The organism is Clostridium pasteurianum (assembly GCF_001705235.1).
In the GTDB taxonomy this organism is placed as follows: Bacteria; Bacillota; Clostridia; order Clostridiales; family Clostridiaceae; genus Clostridium_S; species Clostridium_S pasteurianum_A.
The window spans coordinates 1,504,003-1,523,220 of the sequence record NZ_MCGV01000001.1 but is presented as its reverse complement, the minus strand read 5'-3'; the positions used below and the strand labels follow the sequence as shown (position 1 = coordinate 1,523,220).

At 29.8% G+C, this 19,218-nt stretch carries 17 protein-coding genes; 11 read left to right on the top strand and 6 right to left on the bottom strand.

Features of this window, described 5'->3' with window-relative positions:
* Nucleotides 1-47: 47 nt before the first annotated feature.
* The 4 genes from BEE63_RS06675 (at nucleotide 48) to BEE63_RS06660 (ending at nucleotide 3,965) form a co-directional block, all read left to right on the top strand.
* Nucleotides 48-1,199 carry a pyridoxal phosphate-dependent aminotransferase gene (locus BEE63_RS06675; protein ID WP_066020641.1) on the top strand — a complete coding sequence of 384 codons (1,152 nt, stop codon included), beginning with the start codon at nucleotides 48-50 and terminating at the stop codon, nucleotides 1,197-1,199.
* Nucleotides 1,200-1,749: 550 nt separating this feature from the next.
* Complete coding sequence (locus BEE63_RS06670; RefSeq protein WP_066020640.1) at nucleotides 1,750-2,259, top strand: S4 domain-containing protein; 510 nt, start codon at nucleotides 1,750-1,752, stop codon at nucleotides 2,257-2,259.
* Between the two features lie 159 nt (nucleotides 2,260-2,418).
* Complete coding sequence (locus BEE63_RS06665; RefSeq protein ID WP_066020639.1) at nucleotides 2,419-3,249, top strand: ATP-binding cassette domain-containing protein; 831 nt, start codon at nucleotides 2,419-2,421, stop codon at nucleotides 3,247-3,249.
* A gap of 8 nt (nucleotides 3,250-3,257) precedes the next feature.
* Complete coding sequence (locus BEE63_RS06660; RefSeq protein ID WP_066020638.1) at nucleotides 3,258-3,965, top strand: hypothetical protein; 708 nt, start codon at nucleotides 3,258-3,260, stop codon at nucleotides 3,963-3,965.
* A gap of 718 nt (nucleotides 3,966-4,683) precedes the next feature.
* Here the strand turns inward: BEE63_RS06660 and BEE63_RS06655 are convergent.
* The 6 genes from BEE63_RS06655 to ppx form a co-directional block, all read right to left on the bottom strand.
* Nucleotides 4,684-4,980, bottom strand: coding sequence for a spore coat protein (locus tag BEE63_RS06655; protein WP_066020637.1), 297 nt, complete (start codon nucleotides 4,978-4,980; stop codon nucleotides 4,684-4,686).
* A 20-nt stretch (nucleotides 4,981-5,000) separates the two neighbouring features.
* Nucleotides 5,001-5,228, bottom strand: a complete 228-nt coding sequence (locus BEE63_RS06650; protein WP_066020636.1) for a hypothetical protein — start codon at nucleotides 5,226-5,228, stop codon at nucleotides 5,001-5,003.
* A 102-nt stretch (nucleotides 5,229-5,330) separates the two neighbouring features.
* A complete protein-coding gene (locus tag BEE63_RS06645; protein WP_066020635.1) occupies nucleotides 5,331-6,125 on the bottom strand; it encodes an ABC transporter permease in 795 nt (264 codons plus the stop codon).
* Nucleotides 6,109-6,876, bottom strand: coding sequence for an ABC transporter ATP-binding protein (locus BEE63_RS06640; protein WP_066020634.1), 768 nt, complete (start codon nucleotides 6,874-6,876; stop codon nucleotides 6,109-6,111). The genes BEE63_RS06645 and BEE63_RS06640 overlap by 17 nt, the downstream gene beginning before the upstream one ends.
* A 19-nt stretch (nucleotides 6,877-6,895) precedes the next feature.
* Entirely contained in the window at nucleotides 6,896-7,912 is a 1,017-nt protein-coding gene (locus tag BEE63_RS06635; RefSeq protein ID WP_066020633.1) for an ABC transporter substrate-binding protein, read from the bottom strand.
* Between the two features lie 68 nt (nucleotides 7,913-7,980).
* Nucleotides 7,981-9,477 (bottom strand): exopolyphosphatase, encoded by a 1,497-nt coding sequence (gene ppx / locus BEE63_RS06630; RefSeq protein ID WP_066020632.1) that lies wholly within the window; start codon nucleotides 9,475-9,477, stop codon nucleotides 7,981-7,983.
* Between the two features lie 267 nt (nucleotides 9,478-9,744).
* Between ppx and BEE63_RS06625 the strand changes: the two genes are divergently transcribed.
* The 7 genes from BEE63_RS06625 (at nucleotide 9,745) to BEE63_RS06595 (ending at nucleotide 18,546) form a co-directional block, all read left to right on the top strand.
* Nucleotides 9,745-11,841 (top strand): RNA degradosome polyphosphate kinase, encoded by a 2,097-nt coding sequence (locus BEE63_RS06625; RefSeq protein ID WP_066020631.1) that lies wholly within the window; start codon nucleotides 9,745-9,747, stop codon nucleotides 11,839-11,841.
* Nucleotides 11,842-12,002: 161 nt separating this feature from the next.
* The gene (locus BEE63_RS06620) at nucleotides 12,003-13,592 is read left to right on the top strand and encodes a histidine kinase N-terminal 7TM domain-containing diguanylate cyclase (RefSeq protein WP_066020630.1); all 1,590 of its coding nucleotides are present in this window, start codon (nucleotides 12,003-12,005) and stop codon (nucleotides 13,590-13,592) included.
* A 195-nt stretch (nucleotides 13,593-13,787) separates the two neighbouring features.
* A complete protein-coding gene (locus tag BEE63_RS06615) occupies nucleotides 13,788-13,979 on the top strand; it encodes a DUF1858 domain-containing protein (protein WP_066020629.1) in 192 nt (63 codons plus the stop codon).
* 18 nt (nucleotides 13,980-13,997) lie between these two features.
* The gene (locus BEE63_RS06610) at nucleotides 13,998-14,624 is read left to right on the top strand and encodes a hypothetical protein (RefSeq protein ID WP_066020628.1); all 627 of its coding nucleotides are present in this window, start codon (nucleotides 13,998-14,000) and stop codon (nucleotides 14,622-14,624) included.
* A 4-nt stretch (nucleotides 14,625-14,628) separates the two neighbouring features.
* A complete protein-coding gene (locus BEE63_RS06605) occupies nucleotides 14,629-15,183 on the top strand; it encodes a hemerythrin domain-containing protein (protein WP_066020627.1) in 555 nt (184 codons plus the stop codon).
* A 396-nt stretch (nucleotides 15,184-15,579) separates the two neighbouring features.
* The gene (locus BEE63_RS06600; protein WP_066020626.1) at nucleotides 15,580-16,278 is read left to right on the top strand and encodes an ABC transporter ATP-binding protein; all 699 of its coding nucleotides are present in this window, start codon (nucleotides 15,580-15,582) and stop codon (nucleotides 16,276-16,278) included.
* Nucleotides 16,279-16,287: 9 nt separating this feature from the next.
* A complete protein-coding gene (locus BEE63_RS06595; protein ID WP_066020625.1) occupies nucleotides 16,288-18,546 on the top strand; it encodes an ABC transporter permease in 2,259 nt (752 codons plus the stop codon).
* Nucleotides 18,547-19,218 lie beyond the last annotated feature (672 nt).

Sequence of the window (19,218 nt, the reverse complement as noted above, 5' to 3'; positions counted from 1 at the left end):
TTATAAGGGATAGCCTTTTTGGTATAATATAGTTAGGAGATGATAAAATGCAAAAATTGAGCAGAAGGCTGGATGGATTTACTGAATCAATAATAAGAAAAATGACGAGGATAGCTAATAAGTATGGAGCTATAAATCTTTCTCAGGGTTTCCCTGATTTTGATCCACCAAGGGAAATAATGGACGAACTTAGAAAAATTTCTTTCGAGGGACCTCATCAATATGAAATAACCTGGGGGTCAACGGAATTTAGAAAAAAACTTGCTCGAAAGCAGGAAAGGTTTATGGGAATTGATATTGATCCTGAAAAAAATATTGTTGTTACCTGCGGAAGTACAGAAGCTATGATGGTTTCAATGATGTCAGTTTGTGATCCAGGAGATAAGGTTATTGTATTTTCACCATTCTATGAGAATTATGGAGCAGATGCTATTTTAGTTGGGGCAGAGCCTATATATGTCCCTTTAGAACCTCCAGATTTCAAATTTAATAAAGAAACTCTAAAAAAAGCATTTGAACAGAAACCAAAAGCATTAGTACTCTGTAATCCATCTAATCCAACAGGAAAAGTTTTTACAGAAGAAGAACTTTTTTATATAGCAGATCTGGCAAAGAAATATGATACATATATAATAACTGATGAAGTATATGAACATATAGTATACAAACCTAATAAGCACATATATATGGCGTCACTACCGGGAATGAGAGAAAGAACTATATCTTGTAGTTCACTTTCAAAAACTTATTCAATAACAGGTTGGAGATTAGGGTACATAATAGCAACCAGTGAAATTATTGATAGCTGCAAGAAGGTACATGATTTTCTTACAGTGGGAGCAGCAGCACCACTTCAAAGAGCAGTACTTGCAGGTCTTGATTTTAGTGATGAATATTATGAAAATTTAACTAAGCTTTATACTAGAAAAAGAGATATATTTATAAATGGACTTGATGAGATAGGGCTAAAATATTTTGAGCCACAGGGTGCGTACTATGTTTTAGTTGATATATCTGAATTTGGTGAGAAGGATGATTATAAGTTTTGCGAATGGCTTGCTAAAGAAATAGGGGTTGCAGCAGTTCCGGGTTCAAGCTTTTTTAAGGAGAATGTAAATAATTATATAAGATTTCATTTTGCTAAAAAAGATGAAACTCTAATTGAAGCTGTAAAAAGACTTAGAAAGTTAAAGCAATAGTATTTTGAAGCATTAAAGGGTTTACATTTAGATATTAAGTCATTGAATCCAAATAAATTTTACAGATGCTAAATTTTTGTATATAATGATAAAGGAAAGAAATTAAGGAGGTAAGTAAGTTTATGGAACCATCAAATTGCTAGTATTTATTTTATATGAAAATAAATATATATTTTAAAGGTACTAATTTTTTGCCTAATTATTTTGGGCTTATTTGTTGTGCTTTTATGAAATTAGCAATTTTTGAAGGTAACTTACTTAATTATAATTATAAATTTTAATTGAATTATTAGGTTGTAAGTGGATACTGTCTTCTTACGACCTTTTTTATTTGTAAACCTTCAGTATTTAATTATATAATTTCATATAATGTGCATCAGGTTAGTACGTAAGATTGGTGGTGATTATATGGAACCTATATTTAAGGTAATGTATTTAAATCAGTAAACGGAAGGAGTATTTTAATAGTTTATGATTTACGCATTACCATGTAATAAAAAATATATTTTATATTCCTTACCGTGTATTAAATTTGTTGGAGGTAAGGAATATGGAAAAGAAATTAAATTTAAATTGGTATATATACAAAAACGAGACTGATCATGAAATTAGGTATTGTCACAACTGTGGTACAAAGGTTGAATTTAAGGATTCATTAAAGAGAAGACAAAATGCAAATGGCAAAAATATATTTTATTACGCTATTTATAAGTGCCCTAATGGACATACCTGGAATAAGAAAATTGATACGTTTAAAACTACTGCAGGACTCAAAAATAATTATAAAGAAAATAATGAAAAGGAAAATATATATGAAAATTTCAGCATAGCTCAAGTTTTACAGGATGGAATTGATGAGGTACAAATTTTTCTTAAAGAAATGTGTACAAAGGAAAGATTGGATAAATTTCTAGCAGAAAAGATAGTTGATTTTACTAGAGGACAAGTTGTTAAGGCAATTGAGAAAGGTAAAATAAAAGTCAACGGCTGCATGGTGAAAGCAAATGTTAGACTTAGGGTTAATGATATAATCAGTCTTGAATTAAACGATATAAAATAATTTTAATATAAGAGTTGCATTAGCAATTTCTGAAATTACTAATGTAACACTTTTTCAATATTCGGTAAATTTTATATTAATTTAAGACACATTTCATTGTTTTAAATTGTGAAAAATATTACAATTAGTATAAATATAAGGAAAGGTTATAAGCGTATTATGGAGGAATTAATCAAATTAGAAGATGTCAGTAAAAGTTATAGAAATAAGAAAATTTTAAGCAATATAAATTTAAGCATTTTTAAGGGGCAGACTTTAGCTGTTATTGGTAAAAATGGTGCAGGAAAAAGTACTTTACTTAAAATAATAGCTGGACTTAGCAAAGTATCAGGGGGAAGAAGAATTGTTAAAGGAGATAGACTTAAATTAAATATTGGTTATGTTCCAGATAGATTTCCAAAACTTAATTTTACTCCTCATGAATATATATTACATATGGGAAAGATTGAAGGCTTATCTAATAATCACATAGATAAGGTGGAAAAAGAGCTTTTTAACGATTTTAATTTAAATTCAATGAAGGATACACAAATAAAATATTTATCGAAGGGAACCATACAAAAGGTCGCAGTTATACAAGCTATGTTGTCAAAACCAGATATATTATTGTTGGACGAGCCACTTTCAGGTCAGGATGTTGATTCACAAGAAAAAAATATTAGTATATTAGAAAAACTGAAATCAGAAGGAATTGCAATGGTTTTAGCCTGTCATGAAGCGTATTTAGTTGAAAAATTAGCGGATAAAACTGTGAAAATACAAAATGCTAAAATGTTATGCTTTTCTCAAGATACACACAAAAATATGTTTATAGTTTTTAAAATAAGTGAAGATTTTGACTTAAATTTAGTCAAAAGCTTTAAAGGATTACTTAATGCAAGTCAGAATGGAAGGCTAGCTAATATATTAGTAGACCCAAAGTACAGTGACAGCAGCATAATGCATTTAATCAATATGGGATGCAGCATTGTTTCAGTGAAGGAAGGGTAAATTATATTATGAGTATTAAAAGTTTAATGATATATTTTTTCAAAGATTACAAAAGGTCTAATAAGTATATACCTCCACTTTTAGCTTATATGATTTTAATGGGTGTTGTGTATGCGGTTAAACCATGCTATGTAATGACATCTTATACTGCAACTTGTATAATAATATATATAATTGCAGCGTGGATTTCGGTTACTTTTGTAGATAGTGAAGACATTGTTCAGCAGCAGCTTACAATTTTGCATTTTAAAAAAGAAAATTTATATTATTTGGGTAAGATAGCTTTTGTATATTTTTTAATACTTATATTATCAGTTATTACGGTTTTTTATCCGATTTTATTAGGATGTTTTATTAGAAAAATATATACTTTAGATATTGTTATTGCTTTTATGAGTCATGCTGTTATTGGACTTTTGGGGACAGCACTTGGAGGCTTGTTTAATTCTAGAATAATTAAAGATAAAAAAATTGTAGTGCTATTTTTGAGTGCTATTTTACTTGTGTCTATTATTAGAAATCCTCTTGTTCAAGTCTTACCTGTATTTAAGTGGATAACTGTAATTTTGCCACCAGTATATTTAACAATAGACAAGCTTAGTTCAATAGACTATGTGAATTTGCAGAATTCAGTTGGGGTTATGTATACTTTAGCTGCAGCAGTAATTTATTCTATTATACTAATTTTTGTATTTATAAAAAGGTGTGTGAAGTAACAGTAGTTTGAAACATTAAATAAAACTCATAAGACTAAGCCTCAAATTATAAAAAGACTAAGAAGTTTCAATAACTCGCTGAAAAGAAGCTCAGACAAATTGAAACATCTAAGCCTTTTTATAATTTGAGGCAAAGTCTTATTGAATTTTATTTAAATCGTTCTCAAACTACTGTTACTTCACATAAGAGGTAAGGGCAAGGAAGATTTTCTTCCGCTACGCTACCGAAAATCTGAATTAAAAGTTTATGCATGAATGAACTTTTAATAACTTGCTGAAAAGAAGCTCAGAGAAATTGAAACTTCTAAGTCTTTTCATTATTTTAGGCAAGGTCTTATTGAGTTTTATTTAAATTGTTCTCAAACTACTGTTACTTCACATAAAGGGTAAAGACAAGGAAGATTTTCTTCCGCTCCGCTGCGGGAAATCTGAATTAAAAGTTTATCCCTGCATAAACTTTTAATAACTTGCTGAAAAGAAGCTCAGACAAATTGAAACTTCTAAGTCTTTTTATAATTTGAGGCAAAGTCTTATTGAGTTTTATTTAAATCGTTTTCAAACTACTGTTACTTCACATAATGGGTAATGGCAAGGAAGATTTTCGTCTGCTCCGCTACCGAAAATTTGAATTGAAAGCTAATAAATGAGAATAATAATTCAAAAAGACATGTAATCGTTCATATTAAAATATAACGGTTGCATGCCCAAAAAAATAAAATTATCTATTTAAATTTAATGCAGTATCAGTTGATTTCATATCAACCTTATATTGTTCCTGAGTATTGTAAGGCTGATAATAGCCATTTGTCATCATATAGTTTAAAATTCTTTCATGAAGACTAATAGCTTCATCAAGATGCCTTTTTAACGTTGTTCTTACTTCTGGTGTAACTGATTCTGTGATTGCTATAGCATAATTTCTTATTGCAGATTTAGAAGCAATTAGAAAATCTGATGCAATAACATGGTCGTTTAGTATATCCATTTTATGTGCATTTTCTAAAACTGTATTCATAATAAATCAATCTCCTTTGTTTAGCTATTCATGAAGCTTGGTGAATCCATTTTCGATTTTTGGATAAGACCTTTGAGTTCGCCAATTTGTCTCTTAGTTACGTTTTTATCATCTTCTAAAATCGTTCTTAGATTGACATCAGAAACTAATTCTGATACAGCAGTTGTTTTTGTTAAGCATAGGTTTTTAAAATTTAAAAGTTCGTGTAATTCCATTGTTTCATGCATTCCAAGTTTAGGTTGCTGCATAATGATACCTCCTTCATTTATTTCAAAATTATAGTTTGCATATTAAATAAAAATTATACATTATGAAAGAGGTTCATTTTAAGCAGCAATTTATTCACTATATTAGTATCTTTTAGCCAATTTTTTATCTAAAAGAGCTACACATAAATACATTAGATAAGCTAAAATAGATAGAATTATTATGCTCATCATTACCATATCTAGCTCTGAAATTTGACCACCATAAACTATTAGAAAACCAAGCCCTTCTTTTGCAACTAAGAACTCTCCCATGATTACACCAACCCATGATAAACCAACGTTTATCTTTAAGGCAGACATAAGAGTTGGAATTGAAGACGGAATTATTAGATTTTTTAATATTTGAAATTTTGTTGCACCGAAGGTTTTCAGGAGCTTGATTTTTTCCTCATCAACTGCCTTAAAGCTATTTAAAACTGATATAATTGTTACTACAATTGATATGAGTACAGCTATTAATATTATGGCTTTTATACCGTTGCCCATCCAGAAGATTAATATAGGAGCTAAGGCTATTTTAGGCAGAGAGTTTAATACTACAAGGTAAGGATCTAAAACCTTTGAAGCAAAATCTGACCACCACAGAAGAATTGCTATTATTGTGCCTAAGACAGTGCTTAAAAGGAAACCTACTATTGTTTCAAAGCAAGTTATACCGATGTGTGTAAATAAAGTCCCCTCACCATATATTTTTATCAGACTTTGAATCATTCTAGAAGGAGTACTTATTAAAAATGGATCTACTATATTTAAGTCACCAACTATTTCCCAAAGTACAAAAATGAAAATTAGTATTAAAATTCTTGTTATAGTGACTTTCTTCTTATCACTTTTTAGTTTTTTCATATAATTAAGCTGTTCAGTGCTCACTTTCATTATCGTCCATCTCCTTCCAAACAGAGTTGAAATAGAATGAAAAATCAGGACATTCCCTTCTTTTTATAGGGGAGACTGCTGGAAGGTTTATTTGTACCTCTTTTTTTAGCACAGCAGGACGTTTTGAAAACACTAGAATTCTTTCTGAAATTGAAACTGCTTCAGCTATATCATGAGTTACCATTATAGCTGTTTTACCTTCAGTTTTAATAATTTGGCAGATTTCGCTGCCTACGTTTAGTCGGGTCTGGTAATCAAGTGCTGAAAATGGCTCATCGAGAAGAAGTACTTCTGGTTCTAAAACTAGTGTTCTTATAAGAGCAACTCGTTGCCTCATACCGCCTGATAATTCATTTGGATAATGATATTTGAAATCTTTTAAATCATATTTTTCCAGTAAATTTTCTAGTTTGATCTTGGTAGTATTATTAAATTGTTTTTTTATTTTAAGACCCAAAGCTACATTATCCCATACATTAAGCCATTGAAATAAGTTGTCTTTTTGAAACATATATCCTATTTTAGGAGAGACACCTTTTACAGGAACATTATCTATATAAACTTTTCCAGAAGAGGGCTCAAGAAGTCCTGCAATTATATTTAAAAGTGTGGATTTTCCACATCCAGATGGTCCTACTATACTTACAAAATCACCATTTTCAATTTTAAAGGTTATGTTCTTTAGTGCTTTTGTCTCTGCTTTTACCGAGTGATAATTAACAGATACATTTTTTACATAAACCTTATCCATTTTATCATCTCCATAACTACTACTTTATTTTTTTAACAGCTTCTTTAGCAAATTTTTCATTTGTTATGGTATTAAATGGAGGCCTAGTTTTAATTAAATCTTTGTCATAGCCTTGAATTATATTCATAAGACTATCCATTTCTCCTTTTTTAAGCACTGGATCAGAAGCATAAGCATTTATACTCTTATAATTTTTTATAGAGTTTTGTATTAAAGAAGTAGTGCCTCCAGGAAAAAAGGACTTTATAAGTTCTGCAGTTTCCTTGTCCGAATGCTTATTCATCCATAATTGACCTTTATAAATTGCGTTGGTGAAATTTTGTATTATTTTTGGGTTTTTGTACATGTAAGATTTAGTAGTAAAGAAACAGGTATAAGGGAGTAAGCCAGCAGCTGAGCCAACAGAAGCATTGATATATCCAGATTTACTTTGTTCTAAGAGACTTCCTGTAGGCTCAAATAAAGTTGCATAATCACCGGTGCCGCCTTTAAAAGCTCCACCTACAGTGGAAAAGTTTATATTGGTTATTATATTTACGTCCTTGCCTGGAGTTAATCCATTTTTTTTAAGAGCATATTCAAATGCCATTTCAGGAACTCCGCCAGGTCTGCCGCCGATTACTGTTTTACCCTTTAAAGATTTCCAGGTGAAATTTTTATCAGCATGCCTTCCCACAATAAAAGAACCATCCTTTTGTGTGAGTTTGGCAAAAACTATAGGGTAATCTTTTCTATGTTTGTTATAAATATATATAACCTGCTCAGGACCGCAAAAACCTATATCATCATTTTTACTTAATACCTGCTGCATGGTTTTATCAGCACCTTCGCCAGTAGAAAGCTCAATATTTATGCCGCTATCTTTAAAGTAACCGTTTTTTATTGCAACGTACATTGGAGCATAAAAGATAGAACGGGTAACTTCATTAAGTCGTACAGTTGTAAGTGATTTATCAGTTGATTTCTTGCAGCCTACAAATGAAATGCATAATATTAAAGTAAACAATAGTAATATTTTTGGAAAGCTCTTTTTCATAAATCCTCCTAATTAATTACAATGTTTACTTTATATTATGAAGTTAGATATATATAAGTTATTGAATTTTATACTATATAAAGAGATTTATTAAAAATATTTTTAAATAATTCTGATGAAGTTTGAGCTTCACGTATTAAAAACTCGCACGGCTGTTTGGAATAAGTTTTAATTATTACAGTATCATCGTTTATTGTACAGCTTAAATCTTTAATTGATCCAGATAGATCTTTGTCAAGGTTTTCTGCAATTCTTAATAATAGACCAATTACTTTTATTTTATAAATATCTGATTTATCTATAATATTTCTATATTCATCAAGCATTGACTGTATGTTTTCACTTCTTTGATATACTGCAGCACAGGCACTCATTACACGTTCTTTATGGGAGATGCCGTACAAAGATGAATTTAATATTATGTATGCAGAGTGTTTATGATAGTAGTAATAAGATACATTTATTCCGGCATCATGAAACATAGCTGAGGTCTTTATAACGTTATTAAGATTTTCTTCTATTTTATGAACAGATTTAAGTGAAGAAAAAAGCAAGTTTGTAAGCTTATATACATGATTGCTATGATTAATATTTGTGTTGCTCATAAGTACGTTATTTATTGAAAAATCGAGTATATTTTCTATAGGTTTTTTATTGAAAAGCTCTGACAATAAAAGTCCTTCTCTTATTCCGTTTCTGCAGATTGTAATCTTTTTTATTTTACACAAAGAGATTATGGATTTAACTGCTCCAGCGGCACCTACGAATATATCTGCTCTATCCTTTGATAATCCTTTGATTTTTCTTCTTTGAGCATTAGTTTTAATTTTAACTTCGTCATATATATCTTCTGCACATTTGGAAGACATGGTGTAGTTATGTATTAAATTAAGAGGATAATTTTTTTTCTTTCTTGATATTTTACCTAGGTTTCTTATACTTCCGCCTATGCCTATTAAAGGCAAAGAATCTAAATTTTTAAGCCAGGGGATTTTAGAAAAATTTTCGAGTAGAAAATCATTTAAAAGTTTTTCCTGTTCACTATTTATTGAATTTTCAAGTTTGAATTTTTTGGTTAAGGTTATGGCACCGAAAGGAAGACTTATACATTCCTTTAAGTCTCTATCTTTTATCCATATGAGTTCTGTACTTGCACCTCCAATATCCATAACAAGTCCGTCTTTTAAATTTAAGGTGTTTATTACTGCAAAATAATCGTAATATGCTTCTTCCTCTCCAGAAAGTATTCTTATGTCAATATTAAGTTCATCTTTAATTCTTTTTAAGATGAAATCCCTGTTCTTGGCCTTTCTGAAAGCTTCAGTGGCAGTTACAAGCATTTTGGTGTCTTCAAACATGCTGCAAAAGTTTTTATATAAATTTAGTACTCTAATGGTAGAAATTATTTTTTCGTCATTAATATTACCGTCCTCATCAAAACCAGCACCGAGCCTCACATATTCTTTGAGTTCAGTTATGATTTTAAAGGAATGTGGACTGGTTATTTCGGCAAATAGAAGTCTTACTGAATTGGATCCTATGTCAATTATTCCAATATGTTTCAAAGTATCATCACCTCGAATAATGTAGATTAAATATTCAATAATTATATCATACTATTACTAAAAATTTCTATGTATTATGATTGGTAATTTCATGATATAATAATAACAAAAAATAAGCTTAAAACTGTCGAACTTTCAGGCATATTGTCATTAATACAAGCGGGGATTTAATATCAATATTTTTTAAACAGACTTAAAATTACTGAAGGAAAGATTATTTTTGAGTGTGTAGAAATAGCATATATTAAAATAAAAATGGGGGCATTTATGGAAAAGTACAAGAGTGAAAATTTTATAAATAGGGAATTAAGCTGGATTGAATTTAATAGCAGAGTGTTAGAAGAAGCAGAAGATAAAAGTAATCCACTTTTTGAGAGACTTAAGTTTTGTTCAATTGTTAGCTCTAATTTAGATGAATTCTTTATGATAAGGGTAGCATCCATAGTTGAGCAGGTGAATGCCGGATTTACAATGGCGGATATTGCAGGGTATACGCCGTTTAAGCAGCTTCATATGATACGGGAAAAGGTTCACTTAATGATTTATGAGCAGTATTTATGCTTTAAGGATTTAATGGAAGAACTTAATAAGCAGGAATTAACTTTAGTCAAGGCTGAAGAACTTAATGATAGACAAAAAAAATATATAACTAACTATTATTACGATACAATTTTTCCAGTAATAACTCCAATTGTGGTTGATAAAAGTAGGCCATTTCCACTTATACTTAATAAAAGTCTTAATATAGCTTTATCTATAGAGGGAGATGATTATTCCAGTATATTTGGAACAGTTCAAGTGCCATCTGTAATAGGCAGAATCGTAAAATTCCCCATGGAAAATAAGTTTATGCTTTTAGAGGATGTAATAAAGATGTTTGCCCAGGACTTATTTAGAGGTCATAAGATTTTAAATATGAACTGTTACAGGATAACTCGAAATGCAGACTTAACTATAGATGAAGAAGGGGCAGAAGATTTACTTGAAACTATAGAGCAGTCTATAAGAAGAAGAAAATGGGGAGAAGTAATAAGAATAGAAGTTGAAAAGGACATGGACAGAGAACTTCTAAATATACTTAAAACAGAAGCAGAAGCAGATGAAGCTGATATATATAAAATAGATGGACCTATTGATTTAACGTTTTTAAGCAAAATTGCTGATACTAAGGGCTATGATTATTTGGAATATCCTAGATTTAAATCTCAAATAGTACCTGAATTTAATGTTAAAGACAAGGATATGTTTCAGGTTATATCTGAAAGAGATGTACTTTTGAATCACCCTTATCAATCTTTTGAGCATGTGGTTGATTTTGTAAAGGATGCAGCTAGAGACCCTAATGTGCTTGCTATAAAACAGACGCTTTATAGAGTTAGTGGTAATTCTCCTATTGTAAAAGCACTTATGGAAGCAGCTGAAAATGGAAAGGAAGTTACTGTACTTGTAGAATTAAAGGCCAGATTTGATGAGGAAAATAATATAGTATGGGCTAAGAAACTTGAAAAGGCAGGGTGCCATGTTATATATGGCCTTGTAGGACTTAAAACTCATGGTAAAATACTTATTGTAGTTAGGAAAGAAGAGGATGGCATAAAGAGATATGTACATATGGCTACTGGAAATTACAATGATGTAACTGCAAATTTTTATACTGATCTTGGACTATTTACTTCAAGCAATGCTATAGGAAGAGATGCTTCCGCACTTTTTAATATGCTTTCAGGATATTCAAAAATTGAGGGTATGAATAAGCTTTATATAGCACCTTTAAATTTAAGAAAAAAAATCAGTTCACTTATTGAGGAACAAATTAAAATTGCTGAGAGTGGTAAGAGTGTAAGGATAGTAGCAAAAATAAATTCACTTGTGGACAAGCAAATAATAACTAAACTTTATGATGCTTCTGCGGCGGGCGTTAAAATAGATTTAATAGTTAGAGGAATATGCTGTTTAAGACCTAATATGCCTGGTGTAAGTGAAAATATAAGAGTAATAAGCATAGTTGGTAGGTTTTTAGAGCACAGTAGAATATTTTATTTTTGCAACGAGGATGAAGAAAAAATATATCTTTCAAGTGCAGATTGGATGACTAGAAATTTGGATAGGAGAGTTGAAATACTATTTCCTATTGAAGATAAGAAAATTAAAGCTAGAATAAAAGATGAGCTTAAAATATATCTTATGGATAACGTTAAGGCAAGAGTTTTAAATAGTCAAGGTTCATATGAAAGAATAGAACGTAAAGATGGTGAATTGTTAAGTTCCCAGAAGTATTTTGAGGATAAATTTAAAAGGCTTGCTAGGAAGAACAACATAAGAAAAAAACGCAGAAAATTCAAACCTATAATAAATGTAAAATAGTAGTAAGATTGCTACACCTAAAAACAAATTTTTGAAAGAATCTTTGAATTGGTATAACGTCAATTTAAAGGTTTTTTTTATTTCTAATTATAAATGTTTCATTGTTAGTTTATATATATTAAAATAAAATTAGTATATTTAATAGAAAGTGGGTAAAATTAATGCAAAGACTAAGTAATCTTTTAAGCAGTTTTCTTTATATTGAAACATTCAGTATTCTTATTATTGCTTTTTATTCTTGGAAAAGAAAAAAGGCCGTCGGTGCATTCCCACTTTTTTTACTTTGCTTATGTTCAGCTGTTTATTCATTTGGATATGGGATGGAGATAACATCCAGTTCACTTTTTTATGTGAATTTTTGGAGTAAATTTGAGTATTTTGGTTTATCATTTGTTCCGGCGCTTTGGATTATACAAGCTCGTTCTTTATCAGCTAAAGATAAAAAAATAAGTAAAGTATTGATAATAGTTCTCTTTATAATTCCTGCACTTACATGTATATTTAGGTTTACTAATGAATATTTTCACTTCATGTATGCTAATGAAAGATTAGTTAGTAATGGATATTTTTATATTATATCTTATGAAAAGTGCTTTTGGTATTATTTGTATTATATTTTTTTCTTTGGGTGTATGATAATTTCAGATGTAATGTATTATAAAGCCTTCTTAAAATCATCAGGACTTGCTCGCCGTCAACTTAAGATTATGATCTGCATATCAACCAGTGTCTTATTCTTTGAAGGGCTTGATCAATTCCAGATAGTACCTCTAAAAATGGATTATGGAGCTTTTATAATGTTTTTTGTCTATGCAATGTTTGCATATGCTGTTTATCCTTTTGATATGATGCATATTGCTCCTATATCAAGGGAAATAATATTTGACTGGGTTCATGACGGTGTAATTGTTGTTGATACTGATTTTAATCTTAAAGATTTTAATTATGCGGCTAAAGAAATATTTAAATCTTTAGATAAAAGCATAATTGGCATGAAAATAGAATTTTGCACAAGGGAAGCTCCTGAGTTTGAAAAGCTATTAAAAATGTGGTATAAGCAAGACAAAAAGTGCGCAGAAGAAAGTTTTAAAGAAGATGTTTTTGAATTTAATATTGCGAAGGAGGAAAATATTAGCTATTTTAAAGCAAGGCTAAAAGCTTTGTATTATAAAGAATATAAAATAGGGAGTACTATATTAATTTCTGATATTACAAAGGAAAAAAATATGGTGCTTGAACTGCAAAAAATGGCTAGGTTTGATCAGCTTACAGAAGTATTAAATAGAAGATATTTTTTAGAGGTTGTAAGTAATGAATTAGATAAATTAGCAAGGGAAACTTATCTTGGCGTAATATTTATGTTTGATATTGATCATTTTAAACAAATCAATGATAATTATGGTCACCAAATAGGAGATTACATTTTAAAGGAAATGTCATATATAGCTAAAAATATAATTAAAAATAGAGGATTTATGGGAAGATATGGTGGTGAAGAGTTTATTGGGTTTTTGCCTAAATTATATTTAAAAGAGGCAGTATCTTTAATTGAGTGCATTAGGTCTGCTTTTGAAAATTATAATTTTGTTTATGATAATGTATCTATTAAAGTTACTGCCAGCTTTGGTGTAACAGAATGTTATAGAAATAAATGTGGAGAAAAATTTTCATATAAAGACTTGATTAAAAGGGCTGATGTTGCACTATATGAAGCAAAGGGAAATGGAAGAAATCAGGTTGCTGTAAATTAAAATTTGATTTTTTAGTATGAAAAGTTTCATAGATTTATGTAATAGAAAGAAAATGTATTATAGGATGATTTAAATAAAATTAATATCCTGTAATACATTTTCTTTTTATTATTTTTGTATCAAATGGTACCGAATAAAGAAAAAATTCAGTATATAATTAGGCCATAAGTTAAAAAATAATGGAGGTAAACATATATGAAAATCACAAGAGAAATGACAATAGGTGAGGTTGTTAGAAATTATCCAGATAGTGTAGAAATTTTATTTAGTTTCGGAATGGGCTGTGTAGGATGTCCATCAGCTCAAGCTGAAACAATAGAAGAGGCATGTGCCGTTCACGGTATAGACGCAGAACAGCTTGTTAAAGTCTTAAACGAAGCGATTTAATTTAAGGAGAGGAAGTAGATGAGTGCATTTTTAGGGAAAATACATTATTTGTTATACAATAAAATTCAATTACATGAAAAACTAATAGAAGATATAGCAGAATTAGCAAAAAAAAATGGTTATGATAGTAATAATCTTTTAACCAGAAGTTTCTTTAAGTACGGATATCCTATAAAAGGTTCGCTTGAAGAAAATATAGAACATAGTAATATTCATGGATGGCTGCAAGAAAGAATAATAAGTGTAGAAAGCCGATTAGCGTATGTTGCAACTGAATTATTAAATAGTAATGTTATTAAAAAAGAAGAAGTTTCTGATGTTTTTTATCAAAATGGAGTAGAGGCAATGAAGAAACTTGAAGTAATTGGTGGTTCACCAAAAGATTTTTTTAGCCTAATCTTTAATTATATGCTTGAAGGCATGCCATGTGATAGAGTGAATGAAGTAATTGAAGATGATGAAAATAAAATTGTATGGAGAACGACAAATGATCTTCATAAGGATTATTGGCAGCAGGTTTCTGGAGATGTTAATAATTTTAATTATTTTGTAGATGCATGGATTAATGGATTTTTAAATGAAAGTGGCACTGGGTATAAATACATTAGAGAAGAAAATGGTATAAAGACTATAGGAAAGAAGTGATTTTATGGATGGAATTGTATTAATGATTGACGAGCATAAAAATATAAAAAGAATGCTTAAAGTTATTAGAAAGGCCTCCATAGGAATTGTTAAAGGAGGAGAAATTGACTACAAGGATTTTGAAGTGATGATTGACTTTGTGAGAAATTATGCAGATAAGCATCATCATGGAAAGGAAGAAAAGTTTTTATTTAATAGAATGATAGATGAAATTAGTGGGCCAGCTGAAAAGTTAGTTAGGTATGGAATGCTTGTAGAACATGACTTTGGAAGGTTATATATTATGGAACTTGAAGAAGCTATAAGCAAGGTTAAAGCTGGTGAGGATGAGGCAAAAGTTGATGTAATAGCTAATGCTGTAGGGTATGCTAATTTGTTAAATAGGCATATAGATAAAGAGGATAATGTCGTGTATTCTTTTGCCAAGAGAGAACTCAGTAAAGAAACATTAAATAAAATAAATATGGAATGTAGTGAATTTGAGAAGGAAATGGATGAAGCTGGAGTTCAGGATAAGTATATTGAAATATTAAAAACACTTGAACAAAAGTATAATTAGTGCCACGATAGATCACAGTTAGTAATTTTGGTATCGGGAGAATAGCATAAATATAAGAAGAACTAAGTAAGCTTTGAAAATTAATTTAATAAGTAAAAATAAAAACATTTGTATTTTATGTATTTGAGTGAAATATGAGTGTTTTTATTTTTACTTATTAAATATAAAAATGTGTTGAGAATAATTATCAATGTATTTATTGACAATCATTCTCAATAAGAGTATACTAATTCATGTACGAGAAAATGATAATCATTATCAAATATGGAAATCTTAATAAGGATTAAACAAAAAAGATTTGGATTTATTGACAAGGTTATGCTATTTGTTTATAATACATATGAATAAGAGCTCATATGTTCATATGTTGATTATATATAAAAGGGGGAAGGAAGTATGTACTTAGAAGTAAAAAATTTAATCAAATATTATGGAGAAGATGGAAGTAGGATTCAGGTTTTAAAAGGAATAAATTGTTCGGTGGAAAAAGGACAAATATGTGTTTTGCTTGGACCTTCTGGTTCAGGAAAATCTACTCTTCTTAATATCATAGGTGGTATTGAAGGATTTGATGATGGTGAAATAACTGTAGATGGGAAATCAATGTTACATATGAGTAAAAAAGAAATTTCACTTTATAGAAGAAATAATCTTGGCTTTGTATTTCAATTTTACAATTTGATACCAAACCTTTCTGTAAAAGAAAATATAGAGGTTTGTGAATATTTAAGTAAGTCACCTCTTGATATTGATGATTTGATTAAAACTTTGGGGCTTTGGGAACATAAGGATAAATTCCCTAATCAATTATCAGGTGGACAGCAGCAGCGATGCGCTATTGGAAGAGCACTTGTTAAAAATCCAGGAATTTTACTTTGTGATGAGCCAACAGGAGCCCTTGATTATAGTACATCAAAGGAAATATTAGAACTCATAGAAAATGTAAATCAAAAGTATAAAAATACAATTATAATAGTAACTCATAATGACGCTATAAAAAATATGGCTCATAAAGTTTTAAAGCTGCGTGATGGCAAAATAATTAAAGAATATGAAAATGAAAATATAATGCCAGCAAGCAAGCTAGAATGGTAGGTGATTATTATGAGAAATCCATTAAATAAAAGACTTATTCGTGATTTAAAACATAATGCAGGAAGGTATATAGCAGTAGCAGTTATAATGATAGCCTCAGTAGCTATGCTTTCAGGTTTTCTATCAACAGCAGATGGAATAAAAGAAGCCTTTGAAAACAACAGAGTGAATTGCAAGGTAGAGAATGGACTTTTTACTTCTTATTTTAAAATTCCTAAAGAAACAATAACAAAAACTGAAAAATTAGGGGCTAATATTTATGAAAATTATTATTCCAATGAACCAATTTTGAAAAGCACAAAACTTAGAATTTATGAAAGTAAAAAAGATATTGATATTCCAACAGTTATTGAAGGAAGGCTTCCGGAAGGCAAATATGAAATAGCACTAGACAGGCTTTTTGCAAGAAACAATTCTCTTAAAGTTGGTGATAAGCTTAAAATTAAAGGAAAGTACTATAAAATAACGGGTACAATTTCGCTTCCAAATTACAGTTCCTTATTTGAAAAAAACTCAAATCTTATGATGGAAACAAAGTACTTTGGCATCGCTGTTGTGTCAAAGGAAGATTTTAAAAACTTTAATGACAGCAATTTAGTTTATAACTATTCTTATTATTTCAAAAATAGAAATTTAAATGAAAGAAAAAGCAAGGATTTATCAAATAAAATTGAAAAAAGTTTAGTGAAAAATGGAGCAGGTTTAACGGATTTTTGTACTGCAGCTAATAACCAGAGCATTTCCTTTGTGCAGGAGGATATGGGTTCAGATGTACCGTCAATGAAGGTTTTTTGTTACATTACAATTGCAATTATGGCATTTGTATTTGCAATTATTGTCATGAGCACTATTGATGAAGAATCACAGATAATAGGAACACTGCTTTCTAATGGCTACAGCAAAAGAGAAATATTAGGCCATTATATGAGGATGCCTATATTTGTTACAATAATAAGTGCTGTTATAGGCAACATTATTGGATATTTTGTTCTCCCTCCAACCTTTAAGGCTATGTATTACAATAGCTACAGTCTTCCACCATGTACAATAAAATTAAACAGTGAAGCACTTATGCTTACCACAATTATTCCTATATGTATTATGATTTTTATAAATATATCAGTAATTTCATTAAAGTTAAAAGCATCTCCACTTCAATTTCTAAAGAAGGATTTAAAGAAACATTCTAATGGCAAGCCAGTGAAATTACCTCCTTTTAAATTTGTAAAAAGATTTCGTCTTAGAGTTATACTCCAAAACAAAGCAAACTATTTTATGCTCTTCATTGGCATTTTTCTTGGAAGTGTTATTTTACTATTTGGACTCGCCATGATGCCAATAATAAATCATTATGTAGAAGATATTCAGAATACCAGCGTATCTAATTATCAGTACATTTTAAAAGCTCCTGAAGTTGTTAGGAAAAACAGTGCAGAAAGTTTTACGGTTTATTCACTAAAAACATATTACAAGGCAGGAAATAGAAATTTAGATGTTTCTTTTTATGGAATAAGCAGTAAATCTAAATATTTAAAAAACTTATCCTTAAGTGACAAAGAAAAAGGAATTTACATGTCTGATGGGGTTATGAAAAAGCTTGGTAATAAGGTTGGCGACAGAGTAAAATTTTTAGATCCATATACTAACGATACTTACTATTTGAAGGTAATTGGAAGTATACATTATTCATCTGGATTTGCAGTATTTATGAATAACAAACAGTTAAATAGGTTGCTTAAGTACGATGAAAGTTATTATAATGGATATTTTTCAAACAAAAAGCTTAATATTAGCAGCAAGAATTTGGCATCTGTCATCACTTCTAAGGATATGGTTAAATTGGGGCAGCAGATGACTTCTTCTGTTGGCAGCAGCGCTAATATGTGTATTATTGCAGCAATACTTATTTATATAGCACTTATGTATATACTTACAAAGATAGTAATTGATAAAAATTCTCTGTACATTTCTTATATGAAGGTGTTTGGATATGAAGCAAAAGAAATAAGGAGTTTGTATCTTAATGCAACAACCATTGTAGTCATTCTGTCACTTATTTTAGGGCTTCCACTTGATTATTTAGCACTTAAATATTGTTTCTCATTTGCACTTAACAAGGTAAATGGGTATATGGAAATATGGATACCGTCATATTTATTTGTAGCAATTGTTGCAGTTGGAATTGTAACTTATTTAGTAATAAATTTGCTGCATGTAAAAAGAATAAATAAAATTAGTATGGCAGAAGCACTTAAAAATAGAGAATAAGGGAGAAGTAATAGTGCTTTGGAACATTAAAAAGAATTCATAAATCTAAGGTATGAAAATCACAAAATCCTAAGATATTTCAATAACTCGCTGGGAAAAAGCTCAGACAGATTGAAATATCTAAGTATTTTGTGATTTTCATACCAAGATTTATTGGATTCTTTTTAAATCGTTCCAAAGCACTATTACTTCTCCTTCTACAGTGGTGCAAGGAAAAAATTCCTCCGTGTCTACGGAATTTTGGGCGTAAACAATGTGTATCAGTCATAATTAAGCTAAGGAGCGCTGACATTGCTTTGCTCGTCAGCATGTTATAGGTTTAGCTTAAATCTTGTGTATGATAACGGTAAAATATCTAAGTGTTTTGCCATTTTTCTACCAAGACTTATTAGGATTTTTTAAGATTGTTCTTTCAGCACTATTACTTCTCCTTATACAGTGGTGCAAGAAAAAAATTCCTCCGTGCCTACGGAATTTTAGGCGTAAACAATGTGTATCAGTCATAATTAAGCTAAGGAGCGCTGACATTGCTTTGCTCGTCAGCATGTTATAGGTTTAGCTTAAATCTTGTGTATGATAACGGTAAAATATCTAAGTGTTTTGCTATTTTTCTACCAAGACTTATTAGGATTTTTAAAATTGTTCCTTCAGCACTATTACTTCTTCTTATAT

Coding starts and splice junctions, on each gene's coding strand:
- BEE63_RS06675 (WP_066020641.1), top strand. CDS start 48: ATGCAAAAATTGAGCAGAAGGCTGGATGGATTTACTGAATCAATAATA.
- BEE63_RS06670 (WP_066020640.1), top strand. CDS start 1,750: ATGGAAAAGAAATTAAATTTAAATTGGTATATATACAAAAACGAGACT.
- BEE63_RS06665 (WP_066020639.1), top strand. CDS start 2,419: ATGGAGGAATTAATCAAATTAGAAGATGTCAGTAAAAGTTATAGAAAT.
- BEE63_RS06660 (WP_066020638.1), top strand. CDS start 3,258: ATGAGTATTAAAAGTTTAATGATATATTTTTTCAAAGATTACAAAAGG.
- BEE63_RS06655 (WP_066020637.1), bottom strand. CDS start 4,980: ATGAATACAGTTTTAGAAAATGCACATAAAATGGATATACTAAACGAC.
- BEE63_RS06650 (WP_066020636.1), bottom strand. CDS start 5,228: ATGCAGCAACCTAAACTTGGAATGCATGAAACAATGGAATTACACGAA.
- BEE63_RS06645 (WP_066020635.1), bottom strand. CDS start 6,125: ATGAAAGTGAGCACTGAACAGCTTAATTATATGAAAAAACTAAAAAGT.
- BEE63_RS06640 (WP_066020634.1), bottom strand. CDS start 6,876: ATGGATAAGGTTTATGTAAAAAATGTATCTGTTAATTATCACTCGGTA.
- BEE63_RS06635 (WP_066020633.1), bottom strand. CDS start 7,912: ATGAAAAAGAGCTTTCCAAAAATATTACTATTGTTTACTTTAATATTA.
- BEE63_RS06625 (WP_066020631.1), top strand. CDS start 9,745: ATGGAAAAGTACAAGAGTGAAAATTTTATAAATAGGGAATTAAGCTGG.
- BEE63_RS06620 (WP_066020630.1), top strand. CDS start 12,003: ATGCAAAGACTAAGTAATCTTTTAAGCAGTTTTCTTTATATTGAAACA.
- BEE63_RS06615 (WP_066020629.1), top strand. CDS start 13,788: ATGAAAATCACAAGAGAAATGACAATAGGTGAGGTTGTTAGAAATTAT.
- BEE63_RS06610 (WP_066020628.1), top strand. CDS start 13,998: ATGAGTGCATTTTTAGGGAAAATACATTATTTGTTATACAATAAAATT.
- BEE63_RS06605 (WP_066020627.1), top strand. CDS start 14,629: ATGGATGGAATTGTATTAATGATTGACGAGCATAAAAATATAAAAAGA.
- BEE63_RS06600 (WP_066020626.1), top strand. CDS start 15,580: ATGTACTTAGAAGTAAAAAATTTAATCAAATATTATGGAGAAGATGGA.
- BEE63_RS06595 (WP_066020625.1), top strand. CDS start 16,288: ATGAGAAATCCATTAAATAAAAGACTTATTCGTGATTTAAAACATAAT.